Origin of the sequence: Methylobacterium sp. WL9 (genome assembly GCF_008040035.1) — a bacterium.
Lineage (GTDB): Bacteria > Pseudomonadota > Alphaproteobacteria > Rhizobiales > Beijerinckiaceae > Methylobacterium > Methylobacterium thuringiense.
Window position 1 is genome coordinate 1 of the sequence record NZ_VRVE01000086.1, and the last position, 16,884, is coordinate 16,884.

Below are 16,884 nucleotides of genomic sequence, written 5' to 3' on the forward strand. Positions count from 1 at the left end.
TCGATGGCCTCGACGAGGGAGGCGGTGCCGCCCGCGATGGTGCGGGCGACGGATTCGGCGCTGCCGTCGAGGCGGCGGGCGAGATCCTCGACCTGGGCCTCGATCAGGCCGGCGGCGGCTTCGGTCCGCTGGCGCATGTTCTCGGCGACCGCGGCGTTGCGGCTGTCGAGCAGCGCGGCCACCGCCTCGTTGCGCTGGTCGAGCACGCGGGCCAGCGCCGTGGCATGCGCCTCGGCGAGCGCCGCCTGCTTGTTTACGCGCTCGTCCATCGCCGCGATGGTGCGGGCGGTGCGCTCGTCGACGAGGCCGGCGAAGGCCTCGTGACGCTCGTCGAAGGCGTCGGCCAGGGCGTCGGCGCGCGAGGCGACGAGGGTGGCGAAGGTCTTCATCCGGCTGTCGATCCGGCTGGTGAAGTCCTGGCTGCGGTCGTCGAAGGCCCGGGTGATGCCGGCGCCCTGCGTCTCGACGAGGCTGCCCAGCGCCTGCAGGCGTTCGTCGAACACGGCCGCAAGGCCTTGCGAACGCTGGTCGACCTGCTGGGTCAGCGCCGCGACGCGGTTCTCGAACACGCCGTCGAGCCGGCCGAGGCGGTCGTCGAACATCGCGGCCAATGCGTTGGTGCGGGTTTCCATCGCGCCGGTGGTGTGGCCGAGGCCGGCTTCGACCACGGACAGGAACTCGCGGGCCTTGCCGGCAAGCCCTTCGTGCAGCGGCCGGATCCGGCTGTCGAAGCCCTCGCCGAGCGCGCTCGCATGGCTGTCGAGCAGTCCGCGGACCTCGCCGGCATGGCTGTCGAGGACGGACTGGATACCGCGGACGCGCTCGTCGACGCTGGCACGGAAGGCGTCCGTACCGGTGTCCAGCTGGCCGCGGATGGTGCCGGTGCCCTCCTGGACGACGCGGGCCAGGTCCTGCGTGCGGCTGTCGAGCAGGTCGCGGATCTCGTGCGTGCGGGTGGCGACCGCCTCGCCAAGGCGGCCGGCGCCGTCGCCGAGCAGCCGGTCGGCCTCGTCGACGATGGCGCGCAGGCTCGACAGGATGGTCTGGCCGCGCTGGTCGAGGGCCTGCGCCAGCGAGGCGCCGCCGCCATCGAACAGGCGCGCGATCTCGGAGACGCGGCCGTTCAGGGAGCCGACGACGAGGTTGCCGCGCTCGTCGATGGTCGAGGCCATCGCGGCGGTGCGCGCGTCGAAGAGCTGGTTGAAGGCGTCGGTGCGCTCGTCGAAGGCGCGGCGGATCGCGTCGGCATGGCCGGCCAGCGCCTGGCTGGTGCCGCCGCTGCGGGTCTCGACGAAGGCGACGATCTCGCGGGTGCGGTTCGACAGGTCGTCGGTGGCGGCGCGCAGGCGCGCCTCGATCAGGCGGACGGCATCGACCGCCTGGGCGTCGAGGGTCTCGTCGAGGGCGCGGGCACGCTCTTCCAGCGTGGTGCCGACGGCGTCGAGGCGGCTGAGCACGCCGGTGTCGAAGCGGTTGGCGCTCTCGTCGAGGCGGGCGACGAGGTCGGAGGTCTGCTGGGTGAAGCGCGCGCCGAGTTCGCCGGCGCGGGCGCCCAGCGTCTCGTCGAGGGCGCGGGCGCGCTCCTCCAGCGTGGCGCCGACGGCCGCGAGGCGGTTCAGCACGCCGCTGTCGATGCGGCCGGCACTCTCGTCGAGGCGGGCGACGAGATCGGAGGTCTGACGCTCGATCCGCGCGCCGATCTCGCCGGCACGTCCGGCAAGGGTCTCGTCGAGGGCGCGGGTGCGCTCGTCCAGGGTGATGCCGACGGCCGAGAGACGACTGAGGACGCCGGTGTCGAGGCGGCCTGCGCTCTCGTCGAGACGGGAGACGAGTTCCGCGGCGTGGCGCTCGATCCGTTCGCCGATCTCGCCGGCCCGGGCACCGAGTTGCGTGTCGACGCTGCCGACGAGGCTCGTGATGGTGGCGCGGATCTCGTCGGACCGCTGCGCGGAGCGCGCTTCCAGCTGGCCGAGATGGGTTTCGACGGCCTCGCGCGCCTCGCGGGTGCGCTCGGCGATGCGGTCGGCCATCGACTGGCCCTGCACCGTGATGATCCGGTCCATCTGCTCGAGATGGCCGCCCACCGTGCCTGCCAGCGCACCGGTATCGCGCGAGATCCTGTCGGCGAGGATGTCGCCGCGGGCGATGGTCTCCTGGAGGGCGGCGAGGCGGTTGTTGAGCACGTCGTCGACGGCGCGGGCATGGCCGTCGGCGGTCTCGGCGAAGGCGGTGCCGCTGCGGGTCAGCACGTCGTTGATGCGCGCGGCCTGGGTCGTCATCGCCAGCACGATGTCGTGTCCGGCCGAGGCGAGCCGGTTCTGCGCGTCGTCGGTATGGGTCGAGAGCAGGCCGGTGAGGCTGTCGCCATGTTGGCCGAAGCGCGATTCCAGCTCGCCGATGCGGGCGCCGAGCGCCTCGCCGATTCCGGCCGAGGCGAAGGCGAGAGCGCCGGTCGCCTCTTCCGCGCGGGCCTGGAGGCCGTCGCCGAGGCGGGCGATGGCGGCTTCGACGGCCTGGAGCGAGGCGTCCGTGCGGGTGCCGATCTCACCGGCGACGCCCTGCGCGGATTGCCGGAAGCGGTCCAGGATCTGGACGGTGCGGGCCTCGACATGGCCGGCCGAGTCGTCGGCCGCCTGGCGCAGGCCGTTGGAGGCCTCCTCGAAGCGCAGCGAGGCGGTGGCCAGGCGCTGCACGACGGCGCCGCCGGCGCTGTCGGCACTGTCCCGGAAGCGGGCGACGGCGTCGTCGGCGTGGCTCTCGAAGGTGCCGCCGATCCGGGCGAGGGCGGCCTCGACTTCGGCGACGGCCTCGCGGCCGCGCTGGGCCATCAGGCCGGAGACGCGTTCGGCCGAGGCGTCGAGCCCGTTGCCGAGTTCGTTGCCGCGGACGGTGACGGTCTCGTGGAGGCGGTGTGCGGCCGCCTCGATGCGGTCGGCGAGTTCCGCGCCGCGCTCGCCGACGGTGCCGGCGATGCGCTCGGCCGACGCGGTGAGTTCGTCGCGCACGCTGCCGGCGCGGGCGGTGAAGGCCTCGACCACGCCGCTCGCGGTGAGGGCGAGGGCGGCCTGGGCGTCGCGGCCGCGGGCGTCGATGGTGTCGGAGACGCCGGCGCCGGCCGCCTCGATCTCGTTGCGAAGCGCCGCGCTGCGGGCGGCGATGTCGTCGGTGAGCGACAGGCCGGCGGCGGTGAAGTCGCGGCGGAAGGCGTCGCCCGTGTCGGCGAAGCGCGCGGTGATCTCCGAGCCGGTCGCGGCGAAGCGCTCCGACAGCTCGCCGCCGCGGGTGAGGAAGGCCGCCTCCAGCTCCTGCGCCGAGCGCTCGAAGCTCTCGCGGACCTCGCCGCCCTGGCGGCCGAGCATGGTGATGACGCCCGAGCCGGTCTCCTGGAGGGCACGGGAGACCGTGCCGGCATGGTCGGACAGGCTCGCGGTGAGGCTACCGCTCGCAGCCTCGAAGGCGCGGGCGACCTCGCCGGCGCGGGTCTCGAAGGTGCGGGTCATGCTGTCGCCGGACTCGGCGATACCGGCGCGCACGCCCTCGCTCGTGGCGAGCAGGCGCTGGATCAGCTCGTCGCCGCGCGTCGAGACCAGCCCGACCACACGGTCGCCGGCCTCGCCCAGCGCGCCGGTGATGGCCTCGCCGCGGCTCTCCAGGGCGCCGGTGACGCGGTCGCCCGCGCCGGTGACGGCGCTGACGATGCGCTCGGCGGCGCCTTCGAGCTCCTGGCTGAGGTTCTGATGCGAGCCGGTGATGGCGCCGCGCACGCGCTCGGCGTTGGCGACGATGGATTCCCGCTGCGCGACCAGCTCGTCGACCAGGGTGCGGATGCGGATCTCGTTGTCGGAATAGGCCCGTTCCAGGGTGGCGATCTCGCCGCGCACCAGGGTCTCCAGTTCGCCGGCCCGCGCCAGCGCCCGCTCGACGCCGTCGCCGACGGCGGCGACCTCGCGGCGTACGGTCTGCGACATGGTCAGCACGGCGTCGGTCGAGAACGACTCGGGCTCGGCCAGACGGATCGCGACCTCGCCGACGGCGCGGGCGACGAGGCGCATCTCGTGGGCGCGGACCGCGAGCATCGCGGTGATCAGGAACAACAGGATCGGCCCGCCCAACGCCGTCGCGCCGACGGCGGCCTGCAGGGCGGTGAGCCCCGTGATGTAGCTCTTGAGGTCGCCGCCGGACTGGTTCCAGGCCAGCGCGATCAGGCCGTTCAGCCACAGGAACGAGAAGATCGCCGCGAACACGTAAGGCTTGCGCGAGGGGCGGACGCGCAGGGTCTGCTGCAGGACGCCGATGCTCTGGCGGTCGTCGTTGGCGACGAGGGAGCGGTCGGGCGGCAGCAGGCCGCCCTCGCGGCGTGAGCGGCCGCGCTGCGCCTGCGGCAGGTCGCTGCCGACATCGAGGGGAGGGGGCGCCAGGCGGCCGCTCGGCTCGTTCAGCAGGTCGTTGTCGCCGACGTCGGGCATGCGCGGCTCGACGCGGTCGTTGGCCGGACGCGCCACGTCGTCGTCGAAGGACAGACCCATCGGCGGCTCGGCGAAGGCGCCTTTGGCCCGGCCGTCGGACGACAGGTCGAGATTCGACATATCCAGGGCCAGGGCCTGCTCGATCGCGGAGAGAGCGGCCTCCGCCGGATCCTTGAGCTTCTTTTCCGTGGCCATGAAACGCCTCGTTACGCATGGTCTCCGCACCGGGACGAGCCCGAACGGAGACGGATTTACCCGTTTGTCCTCGAAGTTTAGTCCCCGCTGCGGGTGCCGGATACCCGAGCGCCGCGGCAGCGAACAAAAACCTTAACGGAATGGTTACCACGCCGGTGCAAGCGCCCGGAGGGGCTACTTATGTCGTGACGCGCCAACGCTTAAACGGTGCGCCGCCGCCGAACCTCGGCTGTGGACAGATCGGTCCGAAATCATAACGCGATCCGGAAAACGGAGTCGGGAGACGGACTTGGCCGACGAAACGCTCCTCGATCGGGCCCATCTCGACGCCCAGACCTTCGGCGACGAGGCCCTCGCCGACGAGCTTCTCGGCCTGTTCGAAGAGCAGTGTCGGCGACTGATGCCGGGCCTCGAAAACGCCGCCCTGCAGGCCGGCGACCGGGCCGATCTCGCCCACACGTTGAAGGGCTCGGCGCTCGGCGTCGGCGCGGCGCGGGTCGCGGCCCGGGCGTCCGAGGCGGAGGACGCGCTGCGGGCCGGGAGCCCGGCGGCGGCCTATCCGATCCAGGCGCTGGCGATCGCCGTCGACGAGACGCTCGCGGCTCTCGCCGGGCGGCTCTAAGGCTCTGCCGGATCACGCGGCCCTCGTCCGCTGCGGCGTAGGCGCCCGAAGGCGGCCCGCGCCCTCCGTCTGCGCTTGCATTCCGGCCCGCGCCCCGCCAACAAGCGGCGCGAAGGCATTAGAAACGCGCTCAGGCGCATCGGCACCACCGCGGAGCAAGGCATGCCCAAGATCACCTACGTCGATCACGCAGGCACGGCCCGCACGATCGACGGTCAGGTCGGATCCACCGTGATGGAGACCGCGATCCGCAACAACGTCCCCGGTATCGACGCCGAGTGCGGCGGCGCCTGCGCCTGCGCGACCTGCCACGTCTATGTCGACGACGCCTGGATGGAGGCCGTCGGCCCCTCCGAGCCGATGGAGCAGGACATGCTCGACTTCGCCTCCGACGTGCGCGCGACCTCGCGCCTGTCCTGCCAGATCCGGATCAAGCCCGAGTTGGACGGGCTCACCGTGACGACGCCGGCCCGGCAGGGCTGAGCGTCCGGGTGCCGAGAGCCTGGGCAAAGCGCAGCAGATCGCTCACTTCAGCAGCGCCCGCGTCGCGGCATCGATCCCGTCGAGCGTCAGCGGGAACATCCGCTCCGAAAAGATCCGGCGCATCATGCCGATCGACTGGGTGTAGGCCCAGTGCGCCTCGGGCACCGGGTTGAGCCAGGCGGCCTTGGGGAAGTGGTCCAGCACGCGGGTCAGCCAGACCTGGCCGGGCTCCTCGTTCCAATGCTCCACCGAGCCGCCGGCCATGGCGATCTCGTAGGGGCTCATCGCGGCGTCGCCGACGAAGACCACGCGGTAATCCGGGCCGTAGGTTCGGATCACGTCGAGCAGCGGCGTGCGCTCGTCGTGGCGGCGGTGGTTCTCGGTCCAAACGGATTCGTAGGGGCAGTTGTGGAAGTAGAAATGGGCGAAGTGCTTGAATTCGCTCCGGCAGGCCGAGAACAGCTCCTCGGCGAGCCCGACATGCCAGTCCATCGAGCCGCCGACGTCGAGAAACAGCAGCACCTTCACGGCGTTGCGCCGCTCGGGGCGCAGCCGCACGTCGATATAGCCCTGGCGGGCGCTCTCGCGGATCGTCGCGTCGAGGTCGAGTTCCTCCGCCGCGCCCGTGCGGGCGAAGCGGCGTAGCCGCCGGAGCGCGATCCGCATGGTGCGCGTACCGAGTTCGACGCCGTCGTCGAGGTCCCTGAACTCGCGCTTGTCCCAGACCTTCACCGCACGGAAGTTGCGGTTGCCGTCCTGGCCGATGCGGATGCCCTCCGGGTTGTAGCCGTAGGCGCCGAAGGGGGAGGTGCCCCCGGTGCCGATCCATTTCGAGCCGCCCTGGTGGCGCTCCTTCTGCTCGGCGAGGCGCTGCTTCAGGGTCTCGAACAGCTTGTCCCAGCCGAGCGCCTTCAGCTCGGCCTTCTCGTCGTCGGTGAGGTACTTCTCCGCGAGCTTGCGCAGCCATTCCTCGGGGATGGCGGCCGGCTCCATCGCCTCGCCCACGGTCTCGACGCCCTTGAAGACCTGCCCGAAGACGCGGTCGAAGCGGTCGAGGTTGCGCTCGTCCTTCACCAGGACGGCGCGCGCAAGGAGGTAGAACTCCTCGACGCTCTTCTCCGCAAGATCGCGGTCCATCGCGTCGAGCAGCGTCAGGTGCTCGCGCAGGGTGACCGGGACCTTGGCCTCGCGCAGGGCGGTGAAGAGGTTCAGCAGCATCGCGGGCGACACCACCCGAGGCTGCCGCCGGGGTCAAGCCCGGCCCGCCCGGTCACGTCGGCGTGAGGGAAGCGCAAGCAATTCTCGTGACTTGGCTAACGATCCGGCAAGCTTGGCAGCAGGAGAATGCACTCATCTGTGGAAAGAATCGGAATCCGGTGGATATGTCGAGGGTGCGGCTTTGGAGAGTCATCGACTCCGTCACGAAGCTGACAATCAAGTCATTGAACAAGAGTCCTGCGTACCTGGACTTGTCGACCGGATGGTTGAGATGACCGTCGTCTTGCGTTCCTTGAGTGACTTCAAACGGTTTCTGCGGAAGCCGGGCGCCACGATTCAGATCGTGCACAACACCCTCATCGAGCGGCAGCCGCCGCAGTTCCGCGAGGCCTATCGGCGCAAGGGCCTCTACGAGCCCCGCACCGTGCGGGCCATGTCGAAGAAGGCGGCGGTGTTCGACGTGAAGGGCCACGAGGAGACCGTGTGGCTCTACTGGGACAAGGGCACCCGCAAGTGGCGCTTCCACGGGGACACGGTGGCCGTGCCGCTCAATGCCGCCATGGGCGCGCCGGACGAGGTGGTCTATCGCTGCAGCCTCGCGGGCGAGCAGGGGTTCCAGGCGCCGCCTCCGTCGACGGAGGACGGCGACGATCTCTATGGCGATCGCGACGACTGACCGAAGCCTGCGGGTTCGATCCCTCTTGAATCAGGCCGTCTTGAATCAGGCCGTCTTGCCGATTCCCGCCTTGGCCTTGTCGTCCTTCGCGTCGGCGGCCTTTCCGTCCGATCCCTTCGCGTCCAGGGTCTTGCCGATGGTGCGCCGCGCCCGGAAGACCGGCCGGGTCTCGGCTTCCTTCCGCTTCAGCATGGTGCGGAACTCGTCCCGGCGCTCGTGGATCGAGGCGATGACGAGGCCCATCGGCACCCCGACATCGACGAGCACCGCTTCCGAGAGCTGGAGCGAGGCCTCGATGGTCTCCGGCACCGCGTCGTCGACGCCCATCTCGTAGAGTTCCGTCGCATGCCGCGCGTCGCGGGCGCGGGCGACGATGGTGAGGTCGGCCCGCTCGGCCCGGGCCGCCTGCACCACGGCCTCGACACCCGCCGAGGAATCGAGCGTGACCACGAGGGCGCGCGCCGTGGCGATGTCGCAGCGGCGCAGTAGCTCGGTGCTGGAGGAATCTCCGAAATAGACCGGGTTGCCGAGGCGGCGCTGCTCGGCGACGCGCACGGGGTCGGAATCCAGCGCGATGAACGGGATCTTGTGGCGCTTCAGCATCTCGCCGACGAGGCGGCCGACGCGGCCGTAGCCCGCGACGATGACGCGATCCGCCTGCGCATCCGGCGGCGGTTCGGCCCGCGCCCGGCCGAGATTCGTCTTGGTCGAGCGCCGGCCGATCCGGCGGGCGAGCAGCGAAAGGGGCGGGATCGCGATCATGGTCACGGTGGTGACGATCAGCGCCGTCTGGCCGAGCGCCTCCGGCACGAGGCCGCCGGCAATGGCGCCGCCGAGCAGCACGAAGGCGAACTCGCCGCCGGGGCCGAGCAGCAGGGCCGTCTCGAACGCCACCGGCTTCGACAGCCGCATGATGCGGGCGCCGACGAGGATCACCGCGCCCTTCACCACGAGGAGCGCGACCGCGAGGCCGAGGATCAGCACGGGGGCCGCGACGAGCTGGGCCGGATCGAGGCTCATGCCCACCGAGACGAAGAACACGCCGAGCAGCAGGCCCTTGAACGGATCGATCGTCGCCTCGATGGCGCGGCGATACTCGGTCTCGGCGAGCAGAAGGCCGGCGACGAAGGCGCCGAGCGTCATCGAGAGGCCGCTCGCGGCCGCCGTCAGCGAGGTCGCCGCGATGACGAGCAGGCAGGCCGCCATGAACAGCTCCGGGCTCTTGGTGCGCGCCACGAGCTGGAAGAGCGGGCGCAGCGCCAGCCGGCCGGCGATGACGATGACGACGATCGCCACCGCCGCCTGGCCGAGCGCCAGCGCCAGCGCGCTGCCGACATTGGCGCCGTCGTTGCGGCCGAGCACCGCGATGGCGAACAGGACGGGGGCGACGGCGAGGTCCTGGAACAGCAGCACGGCGAAGCTGGTGCGGCCGGCCGGCGTGTTGAGCCGCTTCTGCTCGGCGAGCACCGGCAGCACCACGGCGGTCGAGGAGAGGGCGAGCCCGATCCCGACGACGATGGAGGCCGCCGCCGACTGCCCGGTGGCCGCGAGCAGGCCGCCGATCACGGTGGCCGAGGCGATCACCTGGATCGAGCCGAGGCCGAAGACGAGCCGGCGCAGGACGCGCAGGCGCTCCCAGGACAGCTCGACGCCGATCATGAACATCAGGAAGATCACGCCGAACTCGGCGAGATGCGAGATCTCGGCGCGGTTCCCGATCGTGATCGGACCGAGCCAGGGATAGGAATCGGCGAGACGCCCGAGGCCGAAGGGCCCGAGAAGCGCGCCCGCGCCGATGAAGCCGAGCACCGGGCTGATCCGCAGGCGGTGGAACAGCGGCACCACCACGCCCGCCGTCACCAGGAAGATGATGGCCTCCTGGTAGGCCCCGAGATTCTCGCCGGCAGCGGCGACCTGGGCCCCGGCAGCGGTGGGATCGGTCATCGGCGTGCTTGCTCAGCCTTCGCAGCGAGGGTCGACCGTCCGCAAGCAGGACGGATGTCGCATCATGAGGGGGCAAGCCATGGCGGGGCAACCGGAATTCGGCCGCGAGCGGGGATTTGGCCGATATGGCCGAGCCCGCGGGCAGCCGGCGTGCCGGAGCGCACACGGGGCGCCCGTACCCCGTGCCCCGTGATGCACGAAAACCACCGTCCACCGCTTCGTTCGCACGCGCAGCATGCGGCACAACTTCGGCACAATGCCCGCATAACCAGCGTGTTAACGAATCCTCAATATCGCGCCAGGCGTGTCCTTTCGAGCCCGAGTTGACCGCATGCTGACCTTCCGCAAGCAGCCCCCGAGCCGGGACGTCCTCCGCGAGCGGCGCGAATGGGCCCTCGACGTCCAGCGCTGGAAACAGGCGCGCGACGTCGAGCGCGGCTACAAGATCAAGTGGGGCTATGTCGGGATCGCGTATCTCGTCGAGTTCATGGTCATCGGCGCATCGCTCGCCGGCGCTTGGCTCTTCGCCGACTATTACAGCGACGGCGACAACCGTGCCTTCCACTTCATGCTGCTCGCGCCGCTGGTCTACGCCGCGGTGGAGCTCTGCCGCGTGCCGCTCGGCATCCTGGCGCGCACGCAGCGCTCCTGGTTCATCAAGGGGCTGGCCATCCTCGGCATCATCTTCGCGGCCGGCGTGACCACCAAGTCGGTCTCGCAGCTCGGCGAGATGATGTTCCATCCCCGCCTGATGGACGCGGCCAAGGCGAAGACCGCGATGAAGGACGCGCAGAACGACCGCGCCTCCATCGATACCCGGATCGCGGCGGCCGACGCCCGCGTGACGCAGTACACGAACGAGCTGGAGCAGATCGAGAAGCGCTCGGGCGAGAACGCCTCGCAGCTTGCCGGCCTGCCGGCCCAGCGCTGCGAGCGCATCTCCGGTACCAACAGCAAGGGCAAGGCCTATTCGAACCTGAAATGCGTGGCCGACCCCCGCGTCGCCACGCTGAACGCGGCCGTCAACAAGGCGGGTGCCGACCGCGGCGCCGTGACGAAGGATCTCGAATCCGCCCGGCAGGCGCGCGCCGGGATCGATCGCGGCGCGGCCGACCGCAAGGTCGCCGATACGGAGCAGGCCTACCGCAACGCCGTCAACCGCTCGCAGCTGCACAGCTTCACCGCCATGGTCTACGGCGTCGACCCGATCGAGGTCACCGACGCGCAGGTCCACGCCTTCCTGCGCATCTTCGTGTTCGTGCCGGCTTTGTGCGCCGCCTTCGCCTCGACCATCCTGGCGCTGTCGGCGGTCTCGGTGCGCCGGACCTTCATGGACGAGGACGACCTCGGCGCAGACGTCTCGGCCGAGGCGACGCCGTACCTGCTCGCCTCGATCACCGACGCCCTGCGGGAGGAGCAGCAGCTCAGCAATCCGCGGCCGATGGTACCGCCGACGGTTGCGGCGTCGGGCTCCATCATCCCGATCGACCGGCAGGCCGAGCGGCGCCAGCCTCCGCTCGTCCAGTCGAACATGCCGGCCTCCAGCGCGGGAGCCACCGCATGAGCATCCATACGCCGGGCACGCACGAGAACCTCGTCCTCGCCCAGAACGTGAACGGCCGCCTGCGGGCGGAAGCGCGCATGATCTTCGCCCGCGCCTTCATGCAGCGGGCGATCGGCGCGGGGATCTTCGTTGCGCTGGCCGGCGTGGGCATCGGCGCGGCCTCCTACGGCTGGGCCTACATGAACCAGTTCGACTCGGCGGCCGAGAAAATCGCCGCCGCCATGCAGACGGCTCTGTCGGACGTCACGCTCAAGACCAAGGGCGAGGTCACGCTCACCGACAACACCCTGAAGCTCGAAGGCCTTCCGGCGCAGCGCGAGTCGTCCGTGCCGACCCCGACCAAGGCCCAGCTCGGCGCGGATTCCGCCCCGAACTCGAAGGCGCCGGTGAACACCACCTTCACGGTGTTCAAGCAGGTGCCCTACCTCGACGGCCAGATCGTCACCGGCTGGAACTTCAAGCCGTCCGAGGAGAAGCCCTACCAGCAATACTGCTACTTCTCGCGCCGCACGAACGAGGCCAAGGGCCAGGTCGAGATCAAGATCGACGTCGCCATGGACGGCAAGATCCTGCCGCAGCCGCAGAAATCGGACGTGAACCTCGCGATTCTGGGCACGAACTGCGTGTGGCACGACGGGAAGTCGCTGTAGCGCGTTCCACCGCTACTGCCGCGTATCCGCGGGTCGAAGCGGATTCATGAACCGAAGACCTTCGAAGTCACGCTCATTGTCCGTTGCAACGATACAGCCGTGGACATCAGCGGTCGCTGCCAGGATCATATCGAGAGGAGAGCGGGGTCGCCCTGCTTTCCGTCCGTCCGCCATGAGAGCTGCCCAGGCGAGGGCAGCCTTCGTATCGAACGGCAGCACCCGGCCTGCGAAGAGCGCCAGCAGTCCTCCGGGACCTTCCAACCAATGCTGCAGTGTCGCGCGCTTTCTCCCAGGCTGAAGACTGAGAATACCCCGCTGCAACTCCGCCACGGTCATCGAAGCGATGAAGAGGCTGTCGCTCCGCTGCTCAGCCATCCATTCCGCAAGTCGAGGTGCCGGGGCAGGCTTGAGCGAATTGCTGATGATGTTCGTGTCGAGCAGAAAGCGCGTCACAGATCGACGTCACGCTCTGCGATACGCGGCCTAGTCAGGTCGAGTTCGACGCCGACGAGCGGTGAACGGCGCAATGCTCTGAAGATACCGCCCTTCTCGGAGGATGCGGGATCCACGACTCCACTGATGGTTTGACGCAGTTGAACCGCTTCAGGTCCGTCCTTGGCCAAGTGGCGGGCCACGGACCGTATCAGAGCGCGATCGGTATCGCGTCCGAGCACCTCAAAACGAGCCATGCCGCGTTCGGCCAGCTTAGCGCGATAGGTGTGCAAGGCACGCTTCTGAGGAGAGTTGTCCATAAAAGCCCTCCGTCATATGTCTGGAGATATATCCAGCGGCTCATGGGCGCACAAGTGTTCGGAGCGAGCCGCCCGTCACATCTCGCGGAAACGACACCTGATGCGCTTTACCGGAACCGCCTCCTACGTCGCGACCTCGGACCTCACCACCGCCGTCAACGCCGCGATCGTGCTGGAGCGCCCGCTGCTGGTGAAGGGCGAGCCCGGAACCGGCAAGACGGTGCTGGCCGAAGAGATCGCCCGCGGCCTCGGCGCGCCGCTGCTGACCTGGAACATCAAGTCGACCACCAAGGCGCAGCAGGGTCTCTACGAGTACGACGCGGTCTCGCGCCTGCGCGACTCGCAGCTCGGCGATCCGCGCGTCACGGACATTTCCAACTACATCCGCCGCGGCAAGCTCTGGCAGGCCTTCACGGCGCCCGAGCGGCCGGTGCTGCTGATCGACGAGGTCGACAAGGCCGACATCGAGTTTCCGAACGACCTGCTGACCGAACTCGATCGCATGGAGTTCTTCGTTTACGAGACCGGCGAGACGGTCAAGGCTGTTCAGAGGCCGATCGTCATCATTACTTCGAACAACGAGAAGGAGCTGCCCGACGCCTTCCTGCGGCGCTGCTTCTTCCACTACATCCGCTTCCCCGACGCCGAGACCCTGAAGGCCATCGTCGCGGTGCATTATCCGGGCATCAAGCAGCGCCTCGTCGAGGAGGCCCTGCGCGTCTTCCTCGAGACCCGCGAGGTGCCGGGCCTGAAGAAGAAGCCCTCGACCTCCGAGCTCCTCGACTGGCTCAAGCTCTTGGTCTCGGAAGACGTGACGCCGGAGACGCTCCGCGAGCAGGATGGACGCAAGCTGATCCCGCCGCTGCATGGCGCGCTCCTGAAGAACGAGCAGGATGTGAGCCTGTTCGAGAAGCTGGCCTTCATGACGCGGCGGAAAGGCTGAGGACCAGGGCCGCCGGCAGGCCGCAAGGCTCCCGGCGGACGCCACGCATCGCTGTTTCAATCAGACGTCGGATCCGCCCGCCGCCCGTTTGAGGGCGTCCACGTCGCCGCCGCTGATCGCGGGCAGGGCGCGGGTGAGGCGCTCCGGCTCCCAGTCCCACCAGGCGATGGCCTGCAGGCGCGCGGCCTCCGTTTCGCTCACGCGCCGCCGTACGATCCGGGCCGGGTTGCCGGCGACGATCGCGTAGGGCGGCACGTCCTGCGCCACCACGGCGAGGGTGCCGATCACCGCGCCGTCGCCGATGGTCACGCCCGGCATCACCGTCGCCCCCATGCCGAACCAGACGTCGTGGCCGACGACCGTGTCGCCGCGGTTCGGAAAGTCCAGCTCGCCGGGAAAGCGCCCGGTCCAGCCGCCGCCGAAGATCGGGAACGGATAGGTCGAGGGCCCGCTCATGCGGTGGTTGCCGCCGTTCATCAGGAAGCGGGTGCCGGCGGCCATCGCGCAGAAGCGCCCGATCGTCAGCCGGTCGCCGATGAAGGGGAAGTGGTAGAGGATGTTGTCGAGGAAGGCGTTCGGCCCGGCCGGATCGTCGTAATAGGTGTAGGCGCCGACCGAGACGTTTTCGGGCAGGTCGAGGTTCTTGACGAACGTCACCCGTCGGTGGCCGGGCATCGGGTGGAGCGCATCGGGATCGGGGCCGAAGCGGGGATCGTGCGGCATGGCGTCCCCATTCGCGGAGGGCATGGTCGCCCGGACATGGGAGGTCTTTTCGGCCGCTCTATGTCGAGCGCGACACCGCACCCCGGACACGCGGAGTACGCGCACCATGAAGACCAAGAAACTCGGCCGCACCGGCCTCGACGTCTCGGCCCTCTGTCTCGGCTGCATGACCTACGGCGTGCCGGAGCGCGGCCCCCATCCCTGGACGATGACCGAGGCCGACAGCCGTCCGCTCCTGAAGAAGGCGCTGGATCTCGGCTTCAACTTCTTCGACACGGCGAATTTCTATTCGGACGGCACCTCCGAAGAGATCGTCGGGCGCGCGCTCAAGGATTTCGGGGTGCGCGACGAGATCGTGCTCGCGACCAAGGTGTATTTCCCGCTCACCGACCGGCCGAATTCCGGAGGCCTCTCGCGAAAGGCGATCTTTTCGTCGATCGACGCCAGCCTGAAGCGCCTCGGCACCGACCATGTCGACCTCTACCAGATCCACCGCTGGGATGACGGCACGCCGATCGAGGTGACGCTGGAGGCGCTGCACGACGTCGTGAAGGCCGGCAAGGCGCGCTATATCGGCGCCTCCTCGATGTTCGCCTGGCAGTTCGCGAAGGCGCTCTACATCGCAGATCGCAACGGCTGGACGCGGTTCGCCACGATGCAGGATCACTACAACCTCATCAGCCGCGAGGAGGAGCGCGAGATGCTGCCGCTCTGCGCCGACCAGGGCATCGCCGTGTTGCCCTGGAGCCCGCTCGCCCGCGGACGGCTGACGCGCGACGCCGGCACGACCTCGTCCCGCCAGGACAGCGACGTCACGGGCGTCGGGCTCTACGATGCCACCGTCGAGGCGGACAACCGCGTCATCGCGGCGGTGGCGACGGTCGCCCGGAAGCGCGGCATCCCGCGGGCGCAGGTGGCCCTGGCTTGGCTGCTCTCGAAGCCCGTGGTGACCGCGCCGATCGTCGGCGCCTCGAAGCCCGGCCATCTCGACGACGCGGTGGCGGCGCTCGACGTCACGCTGACGCCCGACGAGATCGCGACGCTCGAAGGATCCTACGTCCCCCACGCCCCCGTCGGTTTCTCGTGAGCGCCCAGTCGTGACCCTTTCGCGCCGTCTCATCCTGCTGCGCCACGCCAAATCCGCCTGGCCCGCGGGCGTCGCCGACATCGAGCGGCCGCTCAATGCCCGCGGCCGCGCCGCCGCACCGCGCATCGGCGCCTATCTCGCGGCGGAAGGGCTGGTGCCCGACTATGTGATGGTCTCGCCGGCCCGGCGCACGCTGGAGACCTGGGAGCGTCTGCGCGGCGCGCTTCCCGCCATCGTGCCCGAAACCGCGCCCGAGATCGTGCCCATGATCTACGAGGCCTCGGCCCACCGCACCCTCGACGCCGTGCGCTCCGCGCCCGATTCCGCCGAGACCCTGCTGGTGATCGGACACAACCCCGGCTTCCAGGACCTCGCCTTGTTCCTCGTCGGCAGCGGTCCGGCGACATTGCGCGAAGACCTGCACGAGAAGTTTCCGACGGCCGGGCTCGCGGTGATCGCCTTCGCGGTCGAGCACTGGGGCGATGTCGGACGGGGAGGGGGGCGGCTGGAGCGGTTCGTGACGCCGAGAGGGCTGACGGAGGCGGAGGCGCGGTAGCGGTCGCATTCCGACGGTCGTCGCTGCGCGTACGTCGTCCCGTGACGGTCGGGCCAAGCTCCCGCCGGGTCGCCCTCGCGACGGCGCTGTTTGAGACCATGCCGTTCGCGCGGGCGGTACTGCCTGCCTCTATCGCAGGGTCGACGACTCGCCGGGTTTCAAGGGACGGCCTTCTTCATCCGGGCCGCCGAGCGTGTTCAGGTGCTCCAGGTGCTCGAAGACATGCGCGAAGGCGGCCGTGACGGCGCGCTCGAAGGAGCCGTCACCCTGCCCCTGAGCCGTCTTGAGAGCGCTGAGCAGCTCTTGGTGCTTTTCGGTATCGCTTGCCATAGCGTTTCCCTCTTGCCGGTCGAACGTGCCGGTCGAAGCACCGGCTCGATGAGGCAAGTTCCGTTCGCGGCCCCGGTTCCTGGCCGGACAATATCGGCGCGGGCATCGAACCGTCCGTGCAGGGCGACAAGCAGCGACCGTCGTCCGATCAGCTGATCGGCGGCGGCCTGACTGTGTGGATAGCGTAGGCGTGCGGGCGAACCCCGCGCGCGCGGGGTCGTTGTGCTAGAAGTGCCAAGCTCGAATCCGCTGAGATCCCGTCCGTGCTTCTCGAAGCGCTCCTCGCCCTGACGACGGTCCTGCCGCGCCTCGATGCCGGCATCGAGGCCGCGCGGGCGCGTCTCGCCCCTGCCGGGCAGCTGTCGCTGCGCACCACCCTCGATACGAATCCATCGGCTCCGGCGCTGCCGTATTTCAGCGCGACGGCGCGGGCGGTCTCGAACTGGCGCGACGAGGCCGGGGCGGCGCTGATGCCGGCCTCCCTCGCCCTCGTCGTGAAATACGCGGACAGCGAACCGGGCTTCGTGGCCCGTTGCGTCAAGCTCAACAATTACTGGTGCATCAAGCAGGCGCGCTGGCGCGGCGAACTCGGCGGCGACGGCGAGGGTCACACCGGCTTCGCCACCGCGGCCGACGGGGCCGATGCCGCCGCGACCCTGCTGCGCCGCTACTATC

At 69.7% G+C, this 16,884-nt stretch carries 14 protein-coding genes and 2 pseudogenes; 9 read left to right on the top strand and 7 right to left on the bottom strand.

Annotation, left to right across the window (positions count from 1 at the left end):
- Window positions 1-4,661 (bottom strand): annotated as a pseudogene (locus tag FV217_RS18735) (hypothetical protein); the annotation flags it as partial.
- A 289-nt stretch (window positions 4,662-4,950) separates the two neighbouring features.
- On the opposite strand from FV217_RS18735, the gene FV217_RS18740 reads away from it, so the two are divergent.
- On the top strand, window positions 4,951-5,283 hold the full coding sequence (locus tag FV217_RS18740; RefSeq protein WP_246682963.1) for an Hpt domain-containing protein: 333 nt from the start codon (window positions 4,951-4,953) through the stop codon (window positions 5,281-5,283).
- A gap of 162 nt (window positions 5,284-5,445) precedes the next feature.
- Window positions 5,446-5,766 carry a 2Fe-2S iron-sulfur cluster-binding protein gene (locus FV217_RS18745; RefSeq protein WP_147818749.1) on the top strand — a complete coding sequence of 107 codons (321 nt, stop codon included), beginning with the start codon at window positions 5,446-5,448 and terminating at the stop codon, window positions 5,764-5,766.
- A 42-nt stretch (window positions 5,767-5,808) separates the two neighbouring features.
- Here FV217_RS18745 and FV217_RS18750 read toward each other — a convergent pair whose 3' ends face one another.
- Window positions 5,809-6,984: a VWA domain-containing protein gene (locus tag FV217_RS18750; RefSeq protein ID WP_147818751.1), complete on the bottom strand. Its 1,176-nt coding sequence runs from the start codon at window positions 6,982-6,984 to the stop codon at window positions 5,809-5,811.
- A 271-nt stretch (window positions 6,985-7,255) separates the two neighbouring features.
- On the opposite strand from FV217_RS18750, the gene FV217_RS18755 reads away from it, so the two are divergent.
- Window positions 7,256-7,660 (top strand): hypothetical protein, encoded by a 405-nt coding sequence (locus FV217_RS18755; RefSeq protein ID WP_238232060.1) that lies wholly within the window; start codon window positions 7,256-7,258, stop codon window positions 7,658-7,660.
- 45 nt (window positions 7,661-7,705) lie between these two features.
- On the opposite strand, the gene FV217_RS18760 is transcribed toward FV217_RS18755, so the two are convergent.
- A complete protein-coding gene (locus FV217_RS18760; RefSeq protein WP_147818753.1) occupies window positions 7,706-9,604 on the bottom strand; it encodes a cation:proton antiporter in 1,899 nt (632 codons plus the stop codon).
- Between the two features lie 331 nt (window positions 9,605-9,935).
- Here FV217_RS18760 and FV217_RS18765 point away from each other — a divergent pair, with 331 nt between their 5' ends.
- A complete protein-coding gene (locus tag FV217_RS18765; protein WP_147818755.1) occupies window positions 9,936-11,168 on the top strand; it encodes an ATPase in 1,233 nt (410 codons plus the stop codon).
- A complete protein-coding gene (locus FV217_RS18770) occupies window positions 11,165-11,818 on the top strand; it encodes a hypothetical protein (protein ID WP_147818757.1) in 654 nt (217 codons plus the stop codon). Before FV217_RS18765 ends, FV217_RS18770 begins: the two co-directional genes overlap by 4 nt.
- Before the next feature lie 12 nt (window positions 11,819-11,830).
- Here the strand turns inward: FV217_RS18770 and FV217_RS18775 are convergent, their stop codons facing one another.
- The gene (locus FV217_RS18775; RefSeq protein WP_147818759.1) at window positions 11,831-12,271 is read right to left on the bottom strand and encodes a PIN domain-containing protein; all 441 of its coding nucleotides are present in this window, start codon (window positions 12,269-12,271) and stop codon (window positions 11,831-11,833) included.
- On the bottom strand, window positions 12,268-12,570 hold the full coding sequence (locus FV217_RS18780) for a hypothetical protein (RefSeq protein WP_147818761.1): 303 nt from the start codon (window positions 12,568-12,570) through the stop codon (window positions 12,268-12,270). The genes FV217_RS18775 and FV217_RS18780 overlap by 4 nt, the downstream gene beginning before the upstream one ends.
- A 100-nt stretch (window positions 12,571-12,670) precedes the next feature.
- Here FV217_RS18780 and FV217_RS18785 point away from each other — a divergent pair, with 100 nt between their 5' ends.
- The gene (locus tag FV217_RS18785; protein WP_147818763.1) at window positions 12,671-13,513 is read left to right on the top strand and encodes a MoxR family ATPase; all 843 of its coding nucleotides are present in this window, start codon (window positions 12,671-12,673) and stop codon (window positions 13,511-13,513) included.
- A gap of 60 nt (window positions 13,514-13,573) precedes the next feature.
- Here FV217_RS18785 and FV217_RS18790 read toward each other — a convergent pair whose 3' ends face one another.
- Window positions 13,574-14,236, bottom strand: a complete 663-nt coding sequence (locus FV217_RS18790; protein ID WP_147818765.1) for a CatB-related O-acetyltransferase — start codon at window positions 14,234-14,236, stop codon at window positions 13,574-13,576.
- A gap of 106 nt (window positions 14,237-14,342) precedes the next feature.
- On the opposite strand from FV217_RS18790, the gene FV217_RS18795 reads away from it, so the two are divergent.
- Window positions 14,343-15,323, top strand: coding sequence for an aldo/keto reductase (locus FV217_RS18795; protein ID WP_147818767.1), 981 nt, complete (start codon window positions 14,343-14,345; stop codon window positions 15,321-15,323).
- 10 nt (window positions 15,324-15,333) lie between these two features.
- Window positions 15,334-15,879 carry a histidine phosphatase family protein gene (locus tag FV217_RS18800; protein WP_147818769.1) on the top strand — a complete coding sequence of 182 codons (546 nt, stop codon included), beginning with the start codon at window positions 15,334-15,336 and terminating at the stop codon, window positions 15,877-15,879.
- A gap of 129 nt (window positions 15,880-16,008) precedes the next feature.
- On the opposite strand, the gene FV217_RS18805 is transcribed toward FV217_RS18800, so the two are convergent.
- Window positions 16,009-16,209 (bottom strand): hypothetical protein, encoded by a 201-nt coding sequence (locus tag FV217_RS18805; RefSeq protein WP_147818771.1) that lies wholly within the window; start codon window positions 16,207-16,209, stop codon window positions 16,009-16,011.
- Between the two features lie 263 nt (window positions 16,210-16,472).
- Here FV217_RS18805 and FV217_RS18810 point away from each other — a divergent pair.
- Window positions 16,473-16,884, top strand: a pseudogene (locus FV217_RS18810) (hypothetical protein); the annotation flags it as partial.